At 72.3% G+C, this 15878-nt stretch carries 15 protein-coding genes and 1 pseudogene; 13 read left to right on the top strand and 3 right to left on the bottom strand.

Annotated features, from left to right (window positions below):
* Nucleotides 1-77: 77 nt before the first annotated feature.
* Nucleotides 78-626 (bottom strand): annotated as a pseudogene (locus tag O7627_RS03210) (HAD-IC family P-type ATPase); the annotation flags it as partial.
* A 211-nt stretch (nt 627-837) separates the two neighbouring features.
* Here O7627_RS03210 and O7627_RS03205 point away from each other — a divergent pair.
* From O7627_RS03205 to O7627_RS03185, 5 genes are all read left to right on the top strand, one after another.
* The gene (locus O7627_RS03205; protein WP_278092009.1) at nt 838-1428 is read left to right on the top strand and encodes a DM13 domain-containing protein; all 591 of its coding nucleotides are present in this window, start codon (nt 838-840) and stop codon (nt 1426-1428) included.
* Between the two features lie 14 nt (nt 1429-1442).
* A complete protein-coding gene (locus O7627_RS03200) occupies nt 1443-2231 on the top strand; it encodes a response regulator transcription factor (protein ID WP_278098135.1) in 789 nt (262 codons plus the stop codon).
* Between the two features lie 7 nt (nt 2232-2238).
* A complete protein-coding gene (locus O7627_RS03195; RefSeq protein ID WP_278098134.1) occupies nt 2239-3261 on the top strand; it encodes a HAMP domain-containing sensor histidine kinase in 1023 nt (340 codons plus the stop codon).
* 99 nt (nt 3262-3360) lie between these two features.
* Nucleotides 3361-3711 carry a YciI family protein gene (locus O7627_RS03190; protein WP_278092008.1) on the top strand — a complete coding sequence of 117 codons (351 nt, stop codon included), beginning with the start codon at nt 3361-3363 and terminating at the stop codon, nt 3709-3711.
* 99 nt (nt 3712-3810) lie between these two features.
* Nucleotides 3811-5049 carry a DUF6596 domain-containing protein gene (locus tag O7627_RS03185; RefSeq protein WP_278098133.1) on the top strand — a complete coding sequence of 413 codons (1239 nt, stop codon included), beginning with the start codon at nt 3811-3813 and terminating at the stop codon, nt 5047-5049.
* 60 nt (nt 5050-5109) lie between these two features.
* Here O7627_RS03185 and O7627_RS03180 read toward each other — a convergent pair whose 3' ends face one another.
* Nucleotides 5110-5415: a helix-turn-helix transcriptional regulator gene (locus tag O7627_RS03180; protein ID WP_278092007.1), complete on the bottom strand. Its 306-nt coding sequence runs from the start codon at nt 5413-5415 to the stop codon at nt 5110-5112.
* 65 nt (nt 5416-5480) lie between these two features.
* Between O7627_RS03180 and map the strand changes: the two genes are divergently transcribed.
* The 6 genes from map to O7627_RS03150 all read left to right on the top strand — a co-directional run bounded on the left by map (nt 5481) and on the right by O7627_RS03150 (nt 14171).
* On the top strand, nt 5481-6269 hold the full coding sequence (map, locus tag O7627_RS03175; RefSeq protein ID WP_278092006.1) for a type I methionyl aminopeptidase: 789 nt from the start codon (nt 5481-5483) through the stop codon (nt 6267-6269).
* Nucleotides 6270-6437: 168 nt separating this feature from the next.
* A complete protein-coding gene (locus O7627_RS03170; RefSeq protein WP_278092005.1) occupies nt 6438-9794 on the top strand; it encodes a M12 family metallo-peptidase in 3357 nt (1118 codons plus the stop codon).
* 245 nt (nt 9795-10039) lie between these two features.
* Complete coding sequence (locus O7627_RS03165; protein ID WP_278092004.1) at nt 10040-11158, top strand: Vms1/Ankzf1 family peptidyl-tRNA hydrolase; 1119 nt, start codon at nt 10040-10042, stop codon at nt 11156-11158.
* Between the two features lie 162 nt (nt 11159-11320).
* The gene (locus tag O7627_RS03160; RefSeq protein ID WP_278092003.1) at nt 11321-12619 is read left to right on the top strand and encodes an NAD(P)/FAD-dependent oxidoreductase; all 1299 of its coding nucleotides are present in this window, start codon (nt 11321-11323) and stop codon (nt 12617-12619) included.
* Between the two features lie 24 nt (nt 12620-12643).
* Nucleotides 12644-13090, top strand: coding sequence for a DUF305 domain-containing protein (locus O7627_RS03155; RefSeq protein WP_278092002.1), 447 nt, complete (start codon nt 12644-12646; stop codon nt 13088-13090).
* A gap of 163 nt (nt 13091-13253) precedes the next feature.
* A complete protein-coding gene (locus tag O7627_RS03150; protein WP_278092001.1) occupies nt 13254-14171 on the top strand; it encodes a mechanosensitive ion channel family protein in 918 nt (305 codons plus the stop codon).
* Nucleotides 14172-14193: 22 nt separating this feature from the next.
* Here the strand turns inward: O7627_RS03150 and O7627_RS03145 are convergent, their stop codons facing one another.
* Nucleotides 14194-14382, bottom strand: coding sequence for a DUF397 domain-containing protein (locus O7627_RS03145; protein WP_278098132.1), 189 nt, complete (start codon nt 14380-14382; stop codon nt 14194-14196).
* Nucleotides 14383-15028: 646 nt separating this feature from the next.
* Between O7627_RS03145 and O7627_RS03140 the strand changes: the two genes are divergently transcribed.
* Both O7627_RS03140 and O7627_RS03135 read left to right on the top strand, forming a co-directional pair.
* Nucleotides 15029-15370 carry a hypothetical protein gene (locus tag O7627_RS03140; protein ID WP_278092000.1) on the top strand — a complete coding sequence of 114 codons (342 nt, stop codon included), beginning with the start codon at nt 15029-15031 and terminating at the stop codon, nt 15368-15370.
* A 124-nt stretch (nt 15371-15494) separates the two neighbouring features.
* Nucleotides 15495-15878: a VOC family protein gene (locus O7627_RS03135; RefSeq protein ID WP_278091999.1), complete on the top strand. Its 384-nt coding sequence runs from the start codon at nt 15495-15497 to the stop codon at nt 15876-15878.

Genomic DNA, 15878 nt, shown 5'->3' with positions numbered 1-15878 from the left:
GCCCCCATCAATGAATATGACTAATAGTCATACTAGGCGATGCGGCCGGTCCAGCCGGCTGGCAGGTTGTTGCCACTTCAGCCCGGCCGCCGACCGATCCCGGGGCCCAGCGCCCGCAGCGCGTTCAGGATCACCGCGACGTCGATGACCTCCTGGAGGACGGCACCGGCCACCGGCGGCAACAGACCGGCCGCGGCGGCGAGCATGCCGAGCACCGCGAGACCCATCCCGGCCGCGGCGCTCTGCACCGCGATCGCCCGCGACCGGCGGGCGATCTGCACCGCGTCCGCCAGCCGGTCCAGCCGGTCCACCGACAGCACCACGTCGGCCACGTCGGCCGAGGCGGTCGCCCCGGTGGCCCCCATCGCCACCCCGACGTCGGCGGCGGCCAACGCCGGGGCGTCGTTGACGCCGTCGCCGACCATCACGGTCACCGCCCGGTCCGACTCGGCCCGCACCCGGGCGACCTTCTCCGCCGGGGTGCAGCGGGCCAGCACGTCGTCGACGCCGACCGACCGGGCCACCTGGTCCGCGGTCGCCGACCGGTCGCCGGTCACCATCACGATCCGGCCGAAGCCGGCCCGCCGCAGCCGCTGCGCGGTCCGCCGGGCGTCCGGGCGTCCGGGCGTCCGGGCGTCCGGGCGTCCGGGCGTCCGGGCGTCCGGGCGTCCGGGCGTCCGGGCGTCCGGGCGTCCGGGCGCACCGGATCGTCGATCAGCAGTACGCCGGCAAGCATCCCGGGACCCGAAAAGTCCACTCTGGTGACCGTTACGCCGTAAGGGCTTCGAAAGAGATCAACAACTGGTTGGCCGACGCCGCGCACCTAGGCTTGACCACATGTGGACGCGTGCACTCAGATCACCGCTGACCTGGACCTTCGTCGTTGCCCTCGGGATCGCCGGGGCGTTCGGCATGTACTGGTTCCAGCCCTGGAAGCTGGTCACCGACCAGACGGTCACCGAGGCGCTGCCCACCATCGAGACCCCGCCCGCGACCGCCCCACAAGCCGATCCGTCCGCCTCGGGACCGCCCGCCGCCGGTGGACCGGCGACCTCCGCCGCCCCGCCCGCCGGCAACACCCTGCTGGCGAAGGGCGAGTTCATCACCCATGAGCACAAGACCACCGGCACCGCCCAGCTGATCCGGCGACCCGACGGCCGGCACCAGCTCGTGCTGCGGGACCTGGCCACCTCCAACGGACCCGACCTGCGGGTCTGGCTGACCGACCAGCCGGTACTTGAGGGCACGGCCGGGTGGCGGGTGTTCGACGACGGCGAGTGGGTGGAGCTGGACCGGCTCAAGGGCAACCGGGGTGACCAGGTCTACGACCTGCCGTCCTCGGTCGACCCGGCCGACTTCAGCAGCGTCTCGATCTGGTGCAAGCGCTTCTCGGTCTCGTTCGGGGCGGCCGAGCTGACCGCGGCGTGACCGGACCGGGCAGCATGGGCCAGGTGACCACCCCGCGCCGGATCCTCGTCGTCGACGACGATCCCACCGTCAGCGACGTACTGCGCCGATATCTGGAACGGGCCGGCTACGCCGTCGAGCACGCCGCCGACGGACCCGCCGCGCTGGCCAGCTTCGCCGGCACCCGGCCGGACCTGGTGCTGCTCGACCTGATGCTGCCGGGCATCGACGGGTTGGAGGTCTGCCGCCGGCTGCGCGCCGACGCGGAGGCGGTGCCGGTGATCATGTTGACCGCCCTCGGCGACGAGGCGGACCGGATCACCGGGCTGCGGCTCGGCGCCGACGACTACGTGACCAAGCCGTTCTCCCCCCGCGAGCTGGTGCTGCGGGTGCAGTCGGTGCTGCGCCGGGTGACCGGTGCCGGTGGCCCGGCCCGCGCCACCGACCCGCTCGCCGCCGGCGGCCCACCCGCCGGCGGCCCACCCGGCAACGGCGGGCCAGCCGGCAACGGTGGCGGTGGCCTGCTCGTCGACGGTGATCTCGTCGTCGACCGGCAACGGCGGCTGGCCCGCCGCGGCGGCGAGGAGCTGGCGCTGACCGTACGCGAATTCGATCTTCTGGTTTTCTTTCTGCGGCATCCGGGGCGCGCCTTCGGCCGGGCCGAGCTGCTCGCCCAGGTGTGGGGCTGGACCTTCGGCGACCAGGCGACGGTGACCGTGCACGTCCGGCGGCTGCGGGAGAAGATCGAACCCGACCCCGCCGGCCCGCGCCGGATCGTCACCGTCTGGGGTGTGGGCTACCGGTACGAGACCGGCAATGCCTGACCTGCCGCTGCGGGACACCGTCCTGATCCTGGCGGTCGCGCTGGCCGGCGCGGTGGCCATCGGGCTGCCCGGCGCGGTGCTGCTGCGGGCGCTGCGCGGCCGGTCGATCACCGCGCACATCTTCGGGCTGCTGGTGGTCACCGTGACCGCGGTGCTGGCCGGGGTGGTCGGGATCGCGCAGGCCATGTTCATCTCCCCCCACGACCGAGACGTGCTGCTCATCGTGCTGGCCGGCTCGGCGCTGGTGAGCCTCGCGCTGGGCTGGTGGCTGGGGCGCCGGCTGGGTCGGGAGGCGGTCTGGGCCGAGCAGGCGCGGGAGCGGGAACGGCGGTCCGAGGCCAACCGGCGCGAGCTGGTCGCCTGGGTCTCGCACGACCTGCGTACGCCGCTGGCCGGGCTGCGGGCGATGGCCGAGGCGCTGGAGGACCGGGTGGTCGCCGACCCGGCCGGGGTGGCCGACTACCACCGGCGGATCCGCACCGAGGCGGACCGGATGACCGAGCTGGTCGACGACCTGTTCGAGCTGTCCCGGATCAACGCGGGCGCGCTGCGGCTGTCGCTGACCCGGGTGCCGCTCGGCGACGTGGTCTCCGACGCGCTCGCCGCCGCCGAACCGGTCGCCCGGGCGCACCGGATCCGGCTGGTCGCCACCGAGCACGGCTGGCCGGTCGTGTCGGCGAGCGAGCCCGAACTGGCCCGGATCGTGGCCAACCTGCTGCGCAACGCGATCCGGTTCACCCCGTACGACGGCACGGTCGAGATCGTCGGCGGACGGGATCGCGACGGCGCCTGGCTGACCGTCGCCGACTCCTGCGGTGGCATCCCGGAGCCGGACCTGCCCCGGGTCTTCGAGGTGGCGTTCCGGGGCGAACCGGCGCGCAGCCCGGAGCGCGGCCGGCCGCGCGGGTCCACCGGCGGCGGCCTCGGGCTGGCCATCGTGCGCGGCCTGGTCGAGGCGCACGGCGGCCGGGTCGAGGTGGTGAACGCCGGGGCGGGCTGCCGCTTCACCGTCCGGCTTCCGGTCGGCTGACCTGCGCCGGAGAAGTAATCTCGGCCTGGGTGTCGATCCGGGCGCCCCTCGATCGTCGTCATCCCGTACGGCAACGGAACCGGCGACAGGGAGTCCCAGATGAAGTACATGCTGTTGTTCATGAGCCCGCCGACGAGCAACCCGGCCGAGCTGGCCGAGGGGTGCGACTTCGAGGACTGGGTCCGCTTCGACAAGGCGATGAAGGAGGCGGGGATCTGGGTGTCCGGGCACCCGCTGCAGGACCTGACCACGGTCACCACGGTCCGGGTCGACGCGGACGGCGAGCGGACCGTCACCGACGGCCCGTTCGTCGAGACCCGGGAGATCCTCGGCGGCTACGACGTCATCGACGTGCCGAACCTGGATGTCGCGCTGGAGTGGGCCGCCCGCTCCCCGGGCGCCCGGGACGGGTCGGTCCAGGTGCGGCCGATCGCCGACTTCGGGGGCTGACGAGCGGTGGGCGGGGCGGCGGCAGCCGGCGACGCCGGCCGGACGGGGGCCGACCGGGACGATCCGGGAGCCGAGGGGGACGGCTCGGTCGGGGCCTCGGTGGCGGCGGTCTTCCGGGAGGAGCGCGGTCGGCTGCTCGCCGCCCTGGTGCGCCGCTTCGGCGACCTCGACCTGGCCGAGGAGGTGACCGCCGAGGCGATCGAGGCGGCGCTCGTGCACTGGCCGGTCGACGGGGTGCCGACCCGGCCCGGCGCCTGGCTGCTGACCACCGCCCGGCGGCGGGCCGTCGACCGGCTGCGTCGGGACCGGGTGCTCGCCACCCGGCTGGCGATCCTGCAGGCCGAGGCCGACCGGGCCGACCCCGCCCCACCCGCCGACGCCGACCGCGACCTGCCCGACGAGCGGCTCGCGCTCTTCTTCACCTGCGCCCATCCGGCGCTGCCCGCCGACGACCGCGGCGCGTTGACGCTGCGCTTCCTCGCCGGTCTGAGCACCGTCGAGGTGGCCCGGGCGTTCCTGGTGCCGCCGGCGACCATGGCGCAGCGGATCGTCCGGGCGAAACGGAAGATCCGCGACGCCCGCATCCCGTTCCGGGTGCCGGGGGCCGACGAACTCGGCGACCGGTTGCCGGGGGTGCTGCAGGCCGTCTACTCGATCTTCACCGAGGGGTACGCGGCCAGCTCCGGACCGGACCTGCAGCGCCCCGACCTGGCGGCGGAGGCGATCCGGCTGGCCCGGATCCTGCGCCGGCTGCTGCCCCGGCAGCGCGAGGTCGCCGGGCTGCTCGGGCTGCTGCTGCTCACCCACGCCCGCCGGGCGGCGCGGACCGGCCCGGCCGGCGAGGTGGTGCTCCTCGACGACCAGGACCGCGACCGCTGGGACCGGACGATGATCGACGAGGGGCTGGCGCTGGTGCCCGTCGCGCTGACCGGCGGCCCGCCCGGCCCGTACGGCCTGCAGGCCGCGATCGCCGCGCTGCACGCCGAGGCGCCCGATGTGGCCGGCACCGACTGGCCGCAGATCGTGGCGCTCTACGACGTACTGCTGGCGCTGTTGCCGTCGCCGGTGGTGGCGTTGAACCGGGCCGCGGCGGTGGCGATGCGCGACGGTCCGGAGGCGGGCCTGGCGCTGCTCGACGAGCTGGCCGACGAGCCCCGGCTGCGCGGCTACCACCCCTATCCGGCGGCCCGCGCCGACCTGCTCAGCCGGCTGGGCCGGGACCGGGAGGCCGCCGCGGCGTACCGGCAGGCGCTGGAGCTGGTCGGCACCGAACCGGAACGGGCCTGGCTGCGTCGCCGGCTCGCCCTGGTCGAACCGCCCGGCCCGACCACCGGCTGACCGGTCACCCACCGGTCACGAGACCAGCCGACCACGAGGCCAGCCGGTCACCCCGGCCGGCTAGGAGGCCAGTCGCTCGCCCGGGATGGTGAACTCGGGCGCGGCGTCGGCCCGGTCGAGTTCCGACCGCTTGAGCTCGGACCAGACGGCGTCGAGGGAGAGGCCGAGCACGTCGGCGATCGCGGCGATGGTCGGGAAGGCGGGGGTGGCCACCCGACCGGATTCGATCTTCCGGAGGGTCTCCGGCGAGACGCCGGCGCGCAGCGCGGTGCCGAGCATCGACCGGTCTCCCCGGGCGCGCCGGAGGAGGGCGCCGAGGCGCTGCCCGCGTTCGACCTCCGCGGGGGTGAGCGGCAACCTGACCATGCCTGCGATTCTAGTACCGGGATACTATGACCGGGATACTTATTGGTCGTCCGAGTAGGTGCCGCATGATCGAGATCCTCAACCCCGCCCAACTGCTGCGCGCGCGGGACACCGGCGCCCTGGTCGCCGAGATCCTGCAGAGCCTCAAGAGCCGCAGCACGGTCGGCACCAACCTGCTGGAGATCGACGGCTGGGCCCGGCAGATGATCATCGAGGCCGGCGCGGTCTCCTGCTACGTCGACTACGCGCCGTCCTTCGGGCGCGGGCCGTTCGGCCACTACATCTGCACCTCGGTGAACGACGCCGTGCTGCACGGACGGCCGTACGACTACCAGCTCGCCGACGGTGACCTGCTCTCCCTGGATCTCGCGGTCAGTCTGGGCGGGGTGGTCGCCGACTCCGCCATCAGCTTCGTCGTGGGCGGGACGCGGCCCCCCGAGAGCCTCGCGCTCATCGACGCGACCGAACGCGCGCTGGCCGCCGGGATCGCCGCGGCCGGCCCCGACGCCCGCATCGGCGACCTCTCGCACGCCATCGGCTCGGTCCTGCGGGCGGCGGGCTACTCGGTGAACACCGAGTTCGGCGGCCACGGCGTCGGGTCGACGATGCACCAGGACCCGCACGTGTCCAACACCGGGCGCCCCGGCCGCGGCTACCGGCTGCGCCCCGGGCTGCTGCTGGCGCTGGAGCCGTGGGTGATGGCGGACACCGCCACCCTCGTCACCGACGCCGACGGCTGGACCCTGCGCAGCGTGACCGGCTGCCGGACGGCGCACAGTGAACACACGATCGCGATCACCGACGACGGCGCCGAGATCCTCACCCGGCCCGTCGCGGTCGCACCCGTGAACTGAGCCGCCCCCGCCCCTGGTCACAGTCCACTGTCCCGACCGGACGGCTGATGTTGCCGGGCGCCGGCCGGGCTCTAGCGTCTGGGGCTGACCCAAGATCCACGGTCGGCGATGGTCGGTTACCCCGGCCCGGGCGGCGACGTGGTTCACGACGGCGCCCAAGGAGACAACTTGAGGAACCCCCCGACCTCCGCCGGCCGGCCCCGCCGCCGGCGGATGGCCGCCCTGCTCGCCGCCGTACTGGCGGCTGTTCTGTTGCCCGCGCTCCCGCCGACGAACGCCGCCAGCGCGGCCCCGGACGGCCCCTGGCAACTGCTCGAAGACGGCCCGTCGGCGAACCGGTCCGGCCGGCCCGCCGACATCGAGGCCCGCCGGCTGGCGGCGTACACCCTGGACCGGTCGATGATCGCCGGCCAGCTCGACCGGGCCCCGGACGAGTCCGCCCGCCCCCGGTCCACACCGTTGGTGCTCGCGGTGCCCACCCCCGAAGGCGGGTTGCAGCGCTTCGAGGTCGTCGACTCCCCGGTGATGGAATCCGGCCTGGCCGCCGCCCACCCCGAGATCAGGACGTACGCCGGCAAGGGGCTCGACGACCCGACCGCGACGATCCGCGCCGACCTCACCCCGCTCGGCTTCCACGCCTCGGTCCGCTCCACGAACGGCGCCTGGTACGTCGACCCGTACCACCGGGACCAGAGCGTCTACGCCAGCTACTACGCGCACGACCTGGTCAACCGGCACGGTGACCTGATCGAGCGGGAGGACGTCGAGCACGCCGTCGCGGAGCTGGAGGCCGCCCAGCCGGAGGCCGCCGCCGGCCCGGCGGTGCGGCTGCGCACCTACCGGCTGGCCCTGGTCACCGACCCGTCGTACGCGACCTACTTCGGACCGGAGAACGTCACCGCGGCCAAGGTCACGCTCGTCAACCGGGTCACCCAGATCTACGAGGACGAGACCGCGATCCGGCTGGTGCTGGTCAACGACACCGACAAGACCAATCTGAACACCGCCGCCCTGGCCAGCGAGCCGAACGGCCCCTGCGGCGCGTCGCCCTGCTACACCGAGGCCCAGTTGACCGGCTGCACCGGCAGCACGCTGAACCGCAACCGGATCGTCCTCGGCCAGCTCATCGGCGCCTCCGCGTACGACGTCGGGCACATCGGCTTCGGGCTGCCCGGCGGCGGCGTGGCCGGGCTCGGCGTGGTCGGCGGCGACGGCAAGGCGCGCGGCTGCACCGGCCTGCCGAACCCGATCGGCGACTTCTTCGCGGTCGACTACGTGGCGCACGAGATCGGCCACCAGTTCGGCGGCAACCACACCTTCAACGGCACCCAGTGGAACTGCTCCGGCGGCAACCGCAGCGCCGCCAACTCGTACGAGCCGGGCAGCGGCTCGTCGATCATGGCGTACGCGGGCATCTGCCAGCAGGACAACCTGCAGCCACACAGCGACCCGTACTGGTCACAGCGCAGCTACACCGAGATCACCACGGTGGTCAACGCGGTCCGGCCGGCGATCAACGAGGTGCAGACGGTCTCGTTGCGCGACTTCGACACCGACGGCGACGCGTTCGCCGTCCGGTACGCGGGGCAGACCTCGGCGCCGATCGTCCGGGGCGGCAACTACACCACCGACGGCATCAAGGCCGCCATCGAGGGAATCTCCGGCTGGCCGGCCGGCGCCACGGTGACGGTGGCGGCGTTCGGCGGCTCCGGCGCCCTCACCGACGTCGGCTTCCAGGTGACCTTCAACGGCGGCCCGCTGGCCGCCACGAACGTCGGCGCGCTCGGGCTGGCGAACCTGGTCGGCGCGGCCGGTTTCGTCGGTGAGACCGCCAAGGGCGGCCCGGTCGACAACGGTGGCTGGCGGGTCGAGGAGTTGGCCAACCGGGCGCCGGTGGTGGCCGTGCCGGCGGCGTACACGATTCCGGTCCGGACGCCGTTCGCCCTGACGGGCAGCGCCACCGACGCGGACGGCGACCCGCTCACCTACCTGTGGGAGCAGAACGACCGGGGCGGGATCAGCGGCGTCAGCAACGCGGGCACCGCCCTGGTGGACAACGTGAAGACCAACGGCCCGCTGTTCCGGGTCTTCGGGCAGGCCGCGATCGTGGGTCCGGAGGACACCCAGCAGTACTACTCCCCGGGCCTGAACGCGGTCGGCACCGACCCGACCCGGGTCTTCCCGGACACCGCCCAGATCCTGGCCGGCAACACCAACGCCAAGACCGGTACCTGCCCGGCCGCGCCGGCGCCGCCGGCCAGCGGCAGCGCGTCGAACGTGCCACCGGCCGTGGTCGACTGCTATTCGGAGTTCCTGCCGACCGCCGACTGGGTCGGCTACGACAACGACCGCACGATGCACTTCAAGCTGACCGCCCGCGACAGCCGGCCGGGCGGCGGTGGCATCGGCAGCGCCCAGACGGCGCTCACGCTGGCCCCGGAAGCGGGTCCGTTCCTGGTCACCTCGCAGCCGAGGCCGGCGTTCCTGCTCGGCGGCAGCAGCCAGGAGATCACCTGGGACGTGGCGAACACCGACGTCGCCCCGGTGAACGCCGCGCAGGTGAAGATCTCACTGTCGACCGACGGCGCGAAGACCTTCCCGTACGTGCTGGCCGAGGCGGTGCCGAACAACGGCAGCGCCACGGTGGTCCTGCCCAACATCGAGACCACCACCGGTCGGATCAAGATCGAGGCGGTCGGGAACGTCTTCTTCGACCTCAACGACGCCGACATCCGGATCAGCCAGGTCCGGCCGGCGACGGTGGCCTACACCGGCGACACGCAGGCCTTCGCCACCTCGGAGGGCGCGCTGGCGGCGGAGGTTCTGCTGCGCGCCAGCGTGACTGCCGAGGCCGGTGACGTGCGCGGCGTGCAGCTCACCTTCAAGGAGGGCGACACCACGCTCTGCTCGGCCGAGGTGAAGCTGTGGGGTGCGGCCGGCACCGACGGTTCGGCCAGTTGCCGGGCCACCCTGCCGCTCGGGGTGCACCAGGTGGCCGCGGAGGTCACCGGCCGCTACACCGGCAGCGCCACGGCCGAGGTGGTGGTCACCCGGCCGGGCGGGCTCGCCCTGGTTGGCGACGGCTACCTGCGCAGCGACGCCACGGCGGGCGCGTACCCGCTGGATCCGGACCACCGGGTGGAGCTCGACCTGGACGCCCGGGTCAGCCGGGCCGGCGAGCTGCTCGGCAAGGTCAAGGTCGGCTACCGCTCGGGCGACAAACGCTACAAGTTCCAGGGTACGCAGGCAGCGTCCTTCGCCACCTCCGGTTCCCCGGGCAACGGCCAGGCGCAACTGCGCTACCTGGTGACCCTGTACGACATCTCCACCCCGCAGAGCCCGGTGCCGGTGGCGACCGACCTGACCATGCGGGTCACGCTCACCGACCGGGGCGCCGGTCAGCGGGATTCGATCGGGATCACGGTCTGGGAGGGTGACCGGCTGCTCTTCTCGTCCGGCTGGAACGGCTCGGCCACCGAGGAGGTCAACCTCACCGCCTCCGGCGGCAACCTGATCCTCTACTGACACCGCACCTGATCGAGGGGCGCCGGGCCACCAGCCCGGCGCCCCTCGCCATGATCAGAGGCGGCGGATGACCAGACCCGGTTGGATGTCCAGGGCGGCCGACAGCGGGACGCCGTCTTCTTCACTGCCATACGAACACACCATACGTCGAACCGACGGATCCGAGCCGCGTCATCCGCCGACGAGAGGTGACGTTTGGAGCTGGCGGGGTAGGGGGTGGCAGAGGGACGACGAAAGGAGACCTCATGAATGTGGCCTTCCTGCGACCGCTGTTCGACCAGCCCGGCCCGTGGGTGTCGGTCTACCTCGACGCCAGCCGCGACGGCGCGAACGCCGACCACGAGGTGGGGTTGCGCTGGCGCGCGCTGCGTTCGGACCTGGCCGGCCAGGGCGCCGACCCCGCCACCCTGGACGCGCTCGACCAGGCCGTCCGTGACCAGCCGGCCCGACCCGGCCGGCACGGGTTGGTGCTGTTGGCAAGGGCCGGGCGGGTGGCGTTGGCCGAGCCGCTGCCCGCTCCGCCCCCGAGCGACGAGGCGCGGCTCGGGCCGCTGCCGCACGTCATGCCCTTGCTCGCCCACCGTGGTGAGGAGGTCACCCACGTCCGGGTGCTGGCCGACCGCACCGGCGGTGACCTGGACGGGATCACCGCCGACGAGGTGCCCCGACAGCGCACGGTCGACGGCGGCGAGACCTTCCCGCTCCGCAAGGTGCAGGCCGGCGGCTGGTCGCACCGGCGCTACCAGCAGGCGGCCGAGGTGTCCTGGGAACGCAACGCCGGCGACGTGGCCGCCGCCACCGTGGACCTGGCCGAATCAATCGGCGCCGAAGTGATCGTCGTCGGCGGAGACGTCCGTGCGGCGCAACTGTTCACGCAGCGGCTCCCCGCCCGATGGCGGGAACGCACCGTCCGGACCGACCTCGGCTCCCGACACGCCGGCGCCGACAACACCGCGCTGGACGACGCGACCGGGCGGGCGATCGCCGAGGTGACCGGACGCCACACCCGGGAGGTGATCGACCGCTACCAGGCCCAGGCCGGCGAGGGCACGGCGCCGACCGGACTCGCCGAGGTGGTGGCGGCCCTCCAACGTGGCCAGGTCGACACCGTGTTGCTGGTGAACGACAACTCCTCCACCGACACCCTGTGGGTCGGGCCGGACGACCCCACCCACCTCGCGGTCGACGAGGAGTCCCTGACCGCCCTCGGCGTGCGGGACCCGCAACGGGTACGCGCCGACGCCGCCCTGCTGCGCGCCATCGCCGGCACGGACGCCCAACTCGTTCTCGTCGAACCCGACGACGCGCCGCTGGAACACGGCATCGGCGCGGTCCTGCGCTACGCCGACGCCACCACCTCCTGAGCAGACGCGCTGGGCGCCGCCGCCGACCCGGCCGTGTCGTTGCCGGAGCCGGATGAGGGCGGCCCCGGCGCTCGTCGTCACGTGACCGGACGTTTCCGCCGGACCTACCGGGTTACCTCCGGAGGAAGGGGAAACGATCGCAGACCATCGAGGGGACCCGTCATGGCCCGACCGAGGATCGTCATCGTCGGCGCGGGATTCGCCGGTTTCCACGCCGCTCGCCGCCTGGCCAGGAAGGCCCGGGGCGCCGCCGACGTGGTGCTGGTGAACCCGACCGACTACTTCCTGTACCTGCCGCTGCTGCCGGAGGTCTCCGGCGGGGTGCTCGACCCGCGCCGGGTCACCGTGCCGCTGGCCGACACGCTGCCCGGGGTGCGGATCGTGCTCGGCGAGGTCGACGGCATCGACCCCGCCGGCCGGGCCGTCACCTACGTCGATCCGGAGGGGCGGCCCGGCCGGTTGTCCTACCACCGGCTGGTCCTCGCCGCGGGCAGCGTCAACAAGCTGCTGCCGATTCCCGGTGTCGCCGACCACGCGCACGGCTTCCGGGGCATTCCGGAGGCGCTGCACTTGCGCGAGCGGCTGATCCAGCAGATCGAGATGGCCGACGCCGCCGACGATCGGGCCGAGCGGGAGGCCCGCTGCACCTTCGTCGTGGTCGGTGCCGGTTACACCGGCACCGAGGTCGCCGCCCAGGGCCAGCTCTTCACCGACGAGATCGCCCGCCGCCATCCGAGACTCGACGGGATCCGCCCACGCTGGCTCCTGCTGGACGTCGCCGACCGGGTCCTGCCCGGCCTCTCCGACCGGATGTCGAAGGTCGCCGGACGGGTGCTGCGGCAACGGGGGGTCGAGGTGTGTCTGGGCACATCCGTCGCCGAGGCCACGGCCGACGGGGTACGCCTGTCGGACGGACGGTTCGTCCCGTCCCGCACTCTGGTGTGGTGCGTCGGGGTACGACCCGACCCGCTCGTCGAGGCCACCGGGCTGCCCACCACCGCGGGCCGGGTCACGGTCGACGAGTATCTGGCCGTGCCGGGCCACCCGGAGATCCTCGCCTGTGGCGACGCCGCGGCCGTACCGGATCCGACCCGGCCGGGCGAGCTCACCCCGATGACCGCCCAGCACGCCGTACGGCAGGGCCGGCTCGCCGCCGACAACATCGCCGCCTCCTACGGGGTCGGCCGGCGCCGCACCTACCAGCACCGGGACCTGGGCTTCGTGGTCGATCTCGGCGGCTGGCAGGCCACCGCGAACCCGCTGCGGGTCCCGCTGTCGGGGCCGCCCGCCCGGGCCGTGGCCCGCGGCTACCACCTGTGGTCGCTGCCCGCCAACCGCGCCCGTACCGCCGCCGACTGGTTGTTCGCCGCGGTCGGCTCCCGACCGAGCGTGCAACTCGGCCTCGTGCCCGGCGCCGAGGTGCCACTGGACACCGCGGCACCGGAACTCATCCGTCGTTGACCCAGGTGTTGCCGGAGGTGAGAGATGAGAAAGAACTATGTCAGATTCGGCCTGGTCCTGCTGATCAGCCTGGGGGTCATGTTCGTGCTGACCCTTTCCCAGATCCGCAGGTGGTCGGACTTCTACCTGAACCTGAGCAACTTCTACATGTCGGTCATCATGGTGGCGATCATGGGCATCATCATGATGGGCGTCATGCACCAGATGTTCACCGACAGGCGCCTCAACATCGCCCTCTACGCCGTGTTGGGCGCTCTCTTCGTCGGCGGGTTCGCCGCCGTCCGCACCGAACCGCTCGTCGGCAATGAGGACTTTCTCAAATCCATGATCCCCCATCACTCCCGCGCGGTCCTCGTCTGCCAGGAGTCCAACATCACCGATCCGGAGATCGTCGAACTCTGCGACCAGATCGTGGAATCCCAGGAGGAGGAGATCACGCAGATGAAAAGGATTCTTGACGACCGGTACTGATCGACGAGGCCGGACAGCCGCCGGCAAGGACCGTCGACCGACCGAAGGTTCGGCCATTCCAGCATATCCGCCGGATGGTCCGCTTATGGTGATAAATGGGATGGGTCGCGCCGGCGGTAGCGGGTGGTGCCGGCCCGCCGAGGCGAGATGGGTGCGGCGGTAAATGGACCAGATGCTCGAGCTGCTGTGGGACACCGGCAGCGTGGCGGGACGTGCCGCCACCAGCGGCGCCCTGATCGGGCTCGCCGTCCTGGTCGCCATCCTCGGCGGGCGGCTGGTCACCATCCGGGTGGGGGACACCAACAACCGTTACTACCTGCGCAAGGCGTTCCACTACCTGACCGTGCTGGCGCTACTGATCGCGCTCGCCCTGCTCTGGCGGCCGTTCGCCGGCCGGATCGGGGTGGTCTTCGGCCTGCTCGCGGCCGGTCTGGCGCTGGCCTTGCAGGAGGTGATCGGTGCCTTCGCCGGTTGGATCAGCATCCTGACCGGCCGGACGTTCCGGGTCGGAGACCGGATTCAGATCTGCGAGGTACGCGGCGACGTCCTCGACATCACCCCGCTGCGAACCCAGATTCTGGAGAGTGGCTCCTCCTCGGACCCGCAGTCGTGGATCCGGGGCCGGCAGTACACCGGGCGGGTGGTGTCCGTCTCCAACCGGTCGGTCTTCACCTCTCCCGTCTACAACAGCAGCTCGGTCCTTGATCACCTGTGGGAGGAACTCACCCTGCCGGTGCCCTACCACGGCGACTGGCAGCTCGCCGAACGGATCCTGCGCGAGGAGGCCGAGGCCGCCTCGTCCACGGCCGAGGCGGAGCGGGCGATCAACGAGATGCGGCACCGGTATCCGGTGGCGAAGGCAGAGGTCGACCCCCGGGTGTTCGTCCGGGCCACGCCGAACTGGATCGAACTGTCGGCGCGGTTCGTGGTGCCGGTGCGGGCCGCCCGGCAGACCAAGGACCGGGTGACCCGGCGGGTGCTGGAGCGCTTCGCGGAGCACGGGTTGCGGGTGGCGTCGGCGACCCAGGAGATCACCGTGCACCCGGCCGAGCCGGAGCAGACCCGGCGAGAACCGGGTTGACCCGACGCCGCCCAGGCCCCGCCTACCGCCCAACCGCCCGGACGAAGTCCCGCCAGGCCGCCGACCCGAAGGCCAGCGCGGGTCCAGCCGGGTCCTTCGAGTCCCGGACCAACACCCGCCCGGGAAGATTGCCAGCCACCTCGACACAGGTCGTGGAGTCGGTCCGAGTGCTCTTGCGCCAGATCGGCTTGATCGTCGTCAGATCCCCCAGCCCGGCGGTGCAGGACGCTCTCGTCGATCACCGCGACCAGACGGCAGGGGTCCGGCTGCCGACGCAGGATCTCCTGCCGTCCGAGTCGGGTCAGCAGCACAGCGTCCGCCCGATCCCCCGGCAAACCGAATGTCGCGATGACCGCTCGCGCGTACTCCTCGGTCTGCAGTAGGCCGGGGATGACGAGTGGCTGGAACGCGCGAATCAGGGTGGCTTTCGCCTCGTGTTCGATGAAGGGGCGGTACCAGACCGGGGCTGCCTCGCCGACGACGAACTTTCGGTAGAAGGTCATGAGGTTCGTTCCGAAAGCGCGGTCCACCGCTTTGAGATAGTCCGGCAGGGCGGGGCGTTCGCCGCGCTCGATGGCGCCGACGTGCTTGGCCGAGAAGTGGATCCGCTCGGCGAACCCCTCCTGCGTCAGCCCCAGTAGTTCGCGGATCTTGCGGAGATCGCCTATCAGATACTCGCTCGCAGACATAGTGTTTCACGTCCCCCAAATCACTCGACTGTGCCGGGTCGCCGCCGTCCCGGTGCCGATCGCATTCCGTAGCCCTCAGGGCATCTTCCGTCAACCGAAACCGTCAGTCCAGGGTGGATAGCACATCCGATTCATGGCTGTGCCACCTCCGACCGGACGGGAGCGAGAATGGACCGCGACCCCAGCGACAACCGGCGTCCCGGCAGGTGGCGTCCCATCAACGCGCGCCGAATCGGCGGCCACCACAATTCCCCGGGCTGGACCGACACCGGCAGTGGGCCGGGCTATGAGGACCCGAATCGCCTGTCGCCGCCGGACACCATCCCCCTCGGCGTCCAGGCGGACACACTCCGGATGATGCTCGCCCGGCACCAGCCTGGCGACGACCACACCTGCCGCTGCGGACAGCGGCTCGGCGAGGAGATCGGGCTGTGCTGGTACGGCCGGCAGGCCCAACAGCGGCTCTACGAGGTGCTGCTCGACCAGCAGGCGGCCGACGAGCCCCCATGACGGCCGACTGCCCGCGAGCAAACCGCCGGGGTCAGCTCACGAGGTGAACAACAGTTACCCTAAAACTCCGAGGTAGGGTAACTGGCGTTCAACTCGTGAAGCGGCACAGGTATAGCGTGCTCGTATGGCGACGCACTGGACGCTCGGCTGCGACGCGGCCGACCCGCACCGGATCGCCGCGTTCTGGGCACTCGCGCTCGGGTACGTGGCCGAGCCCGGCTACGACGACCCCGACGGCGCTTCGCTCGTCGACCCGGACGGGACCGGACCGGCGATCAGTTTCCTGCGGGTTCCCGAGGGCAAGGCCGCCAAGAACCGGATGCACATCGACATCCGGGTGGCCGGCGAACCACCGTGGGAGCCGGCCGAGCGCGAGCGACTCATCCGCGCCAAGGTGGCCGACCTCGTCGCGGCCGGCGCCACCGCCGTACACGAAGAATCCTATGGCCCACACCTGGGCCATGTGGTGATGTTCGATCCGGAAGGCAACGAATTCTGCGTCGCGTAA

Origin of the sequence: Solwaraspora sp. WMMD1047 (genome assembly GCF_029626155.1) — a bacterium.
Classification (GTDB): Bacteria; Actinomycetota; Actinomycetes; order Mycobacteriales; family Micromonosporaceae; genus WMMD1047.
This window is presented reverse-complemented; position numbering and strand designations above follow the sequence as displayed.

Excerpts from the sequence above, each read along its gene's own strand:
- O7627_RS03205 (WP_278092009.1), top strand. The coding sequence starts at position 838 with ATGTGGACGCGTGCACTCAGATCACCGCTGACCTGGACCTTCGTCGTT.
- O7627_RS03200 (WP_278098135.1), top strand. The coding sequence starts at position 1,443 with ATGGGCCAGGTGACCACCCCGCGCCGGATCCTCGTCGTCGACGACGAT.
- O7627_RS03180 (WP_278092007.1), bottom strand. The coding sequence starts at position 5,415 with ATGGTCAGGTTGCCGCTCACCCCCGCGGAGGTCGAACGCGGGCAGCGC.
- O7627_RS03190 (WP_278092008.1), top strand. The coding sequence starts at position 3,361 with ATGAAGTACATGCTGTTGTTCATGAGCCCGCCGACGAGCAACCCGGCC.
- O7627_RS03140 (WP_278092000.1), top strand. The coding sequence starts at position 15,029 with ATGGACCGCGACCCCAGCGACAACCGGCGTCCCGGCAGGTGGCGTCCC.
- O7627_RS03135 (WP_278091999.1), top strand. The coding sequence starts at position 15,495 with ATGGCGACGCACTGGACGCTCGGCTGCGACGCGGCCGACCCGCACCGG.
- O7627_RS03165 (WP_278092004.1), top strand. The coding sequence starts at position 10,040 with ATGAATGTGGCCTTCCTGCGACCGCTGTTCGACCAGCCCGGCCCGTGG.
- O7627_RS03160 (WP_278092003.1), top strand. The coding sequence starts at position 11,321 with ATGGCCCGACCGAGGATCGTCATCGTCGGCGCGGGATTCGCCGGTTTC.
- O7627_RS03155 (WP_278092002.1), top strand. The coding sequence starts at position 12,644 with ATGAGAAAGAACTATGTCAGATTCGGCCTGGTCCTGCTGATCAGCCTG.
- map (WP_278092006.1), top strand. The coding sequence starts at position 5,481 with ATGATCGAGATCCTCAACCCCGCCCAACTGCTGCGCGCGCGGGACACC.
- O7627_RS03150 (WP_278092001.1), top strand. The coding sequence starts at position 13,254 with ATGGACCAGATGCTCGAGCTGCTGTGGGACACCGGCAGCGTGGCGGGA.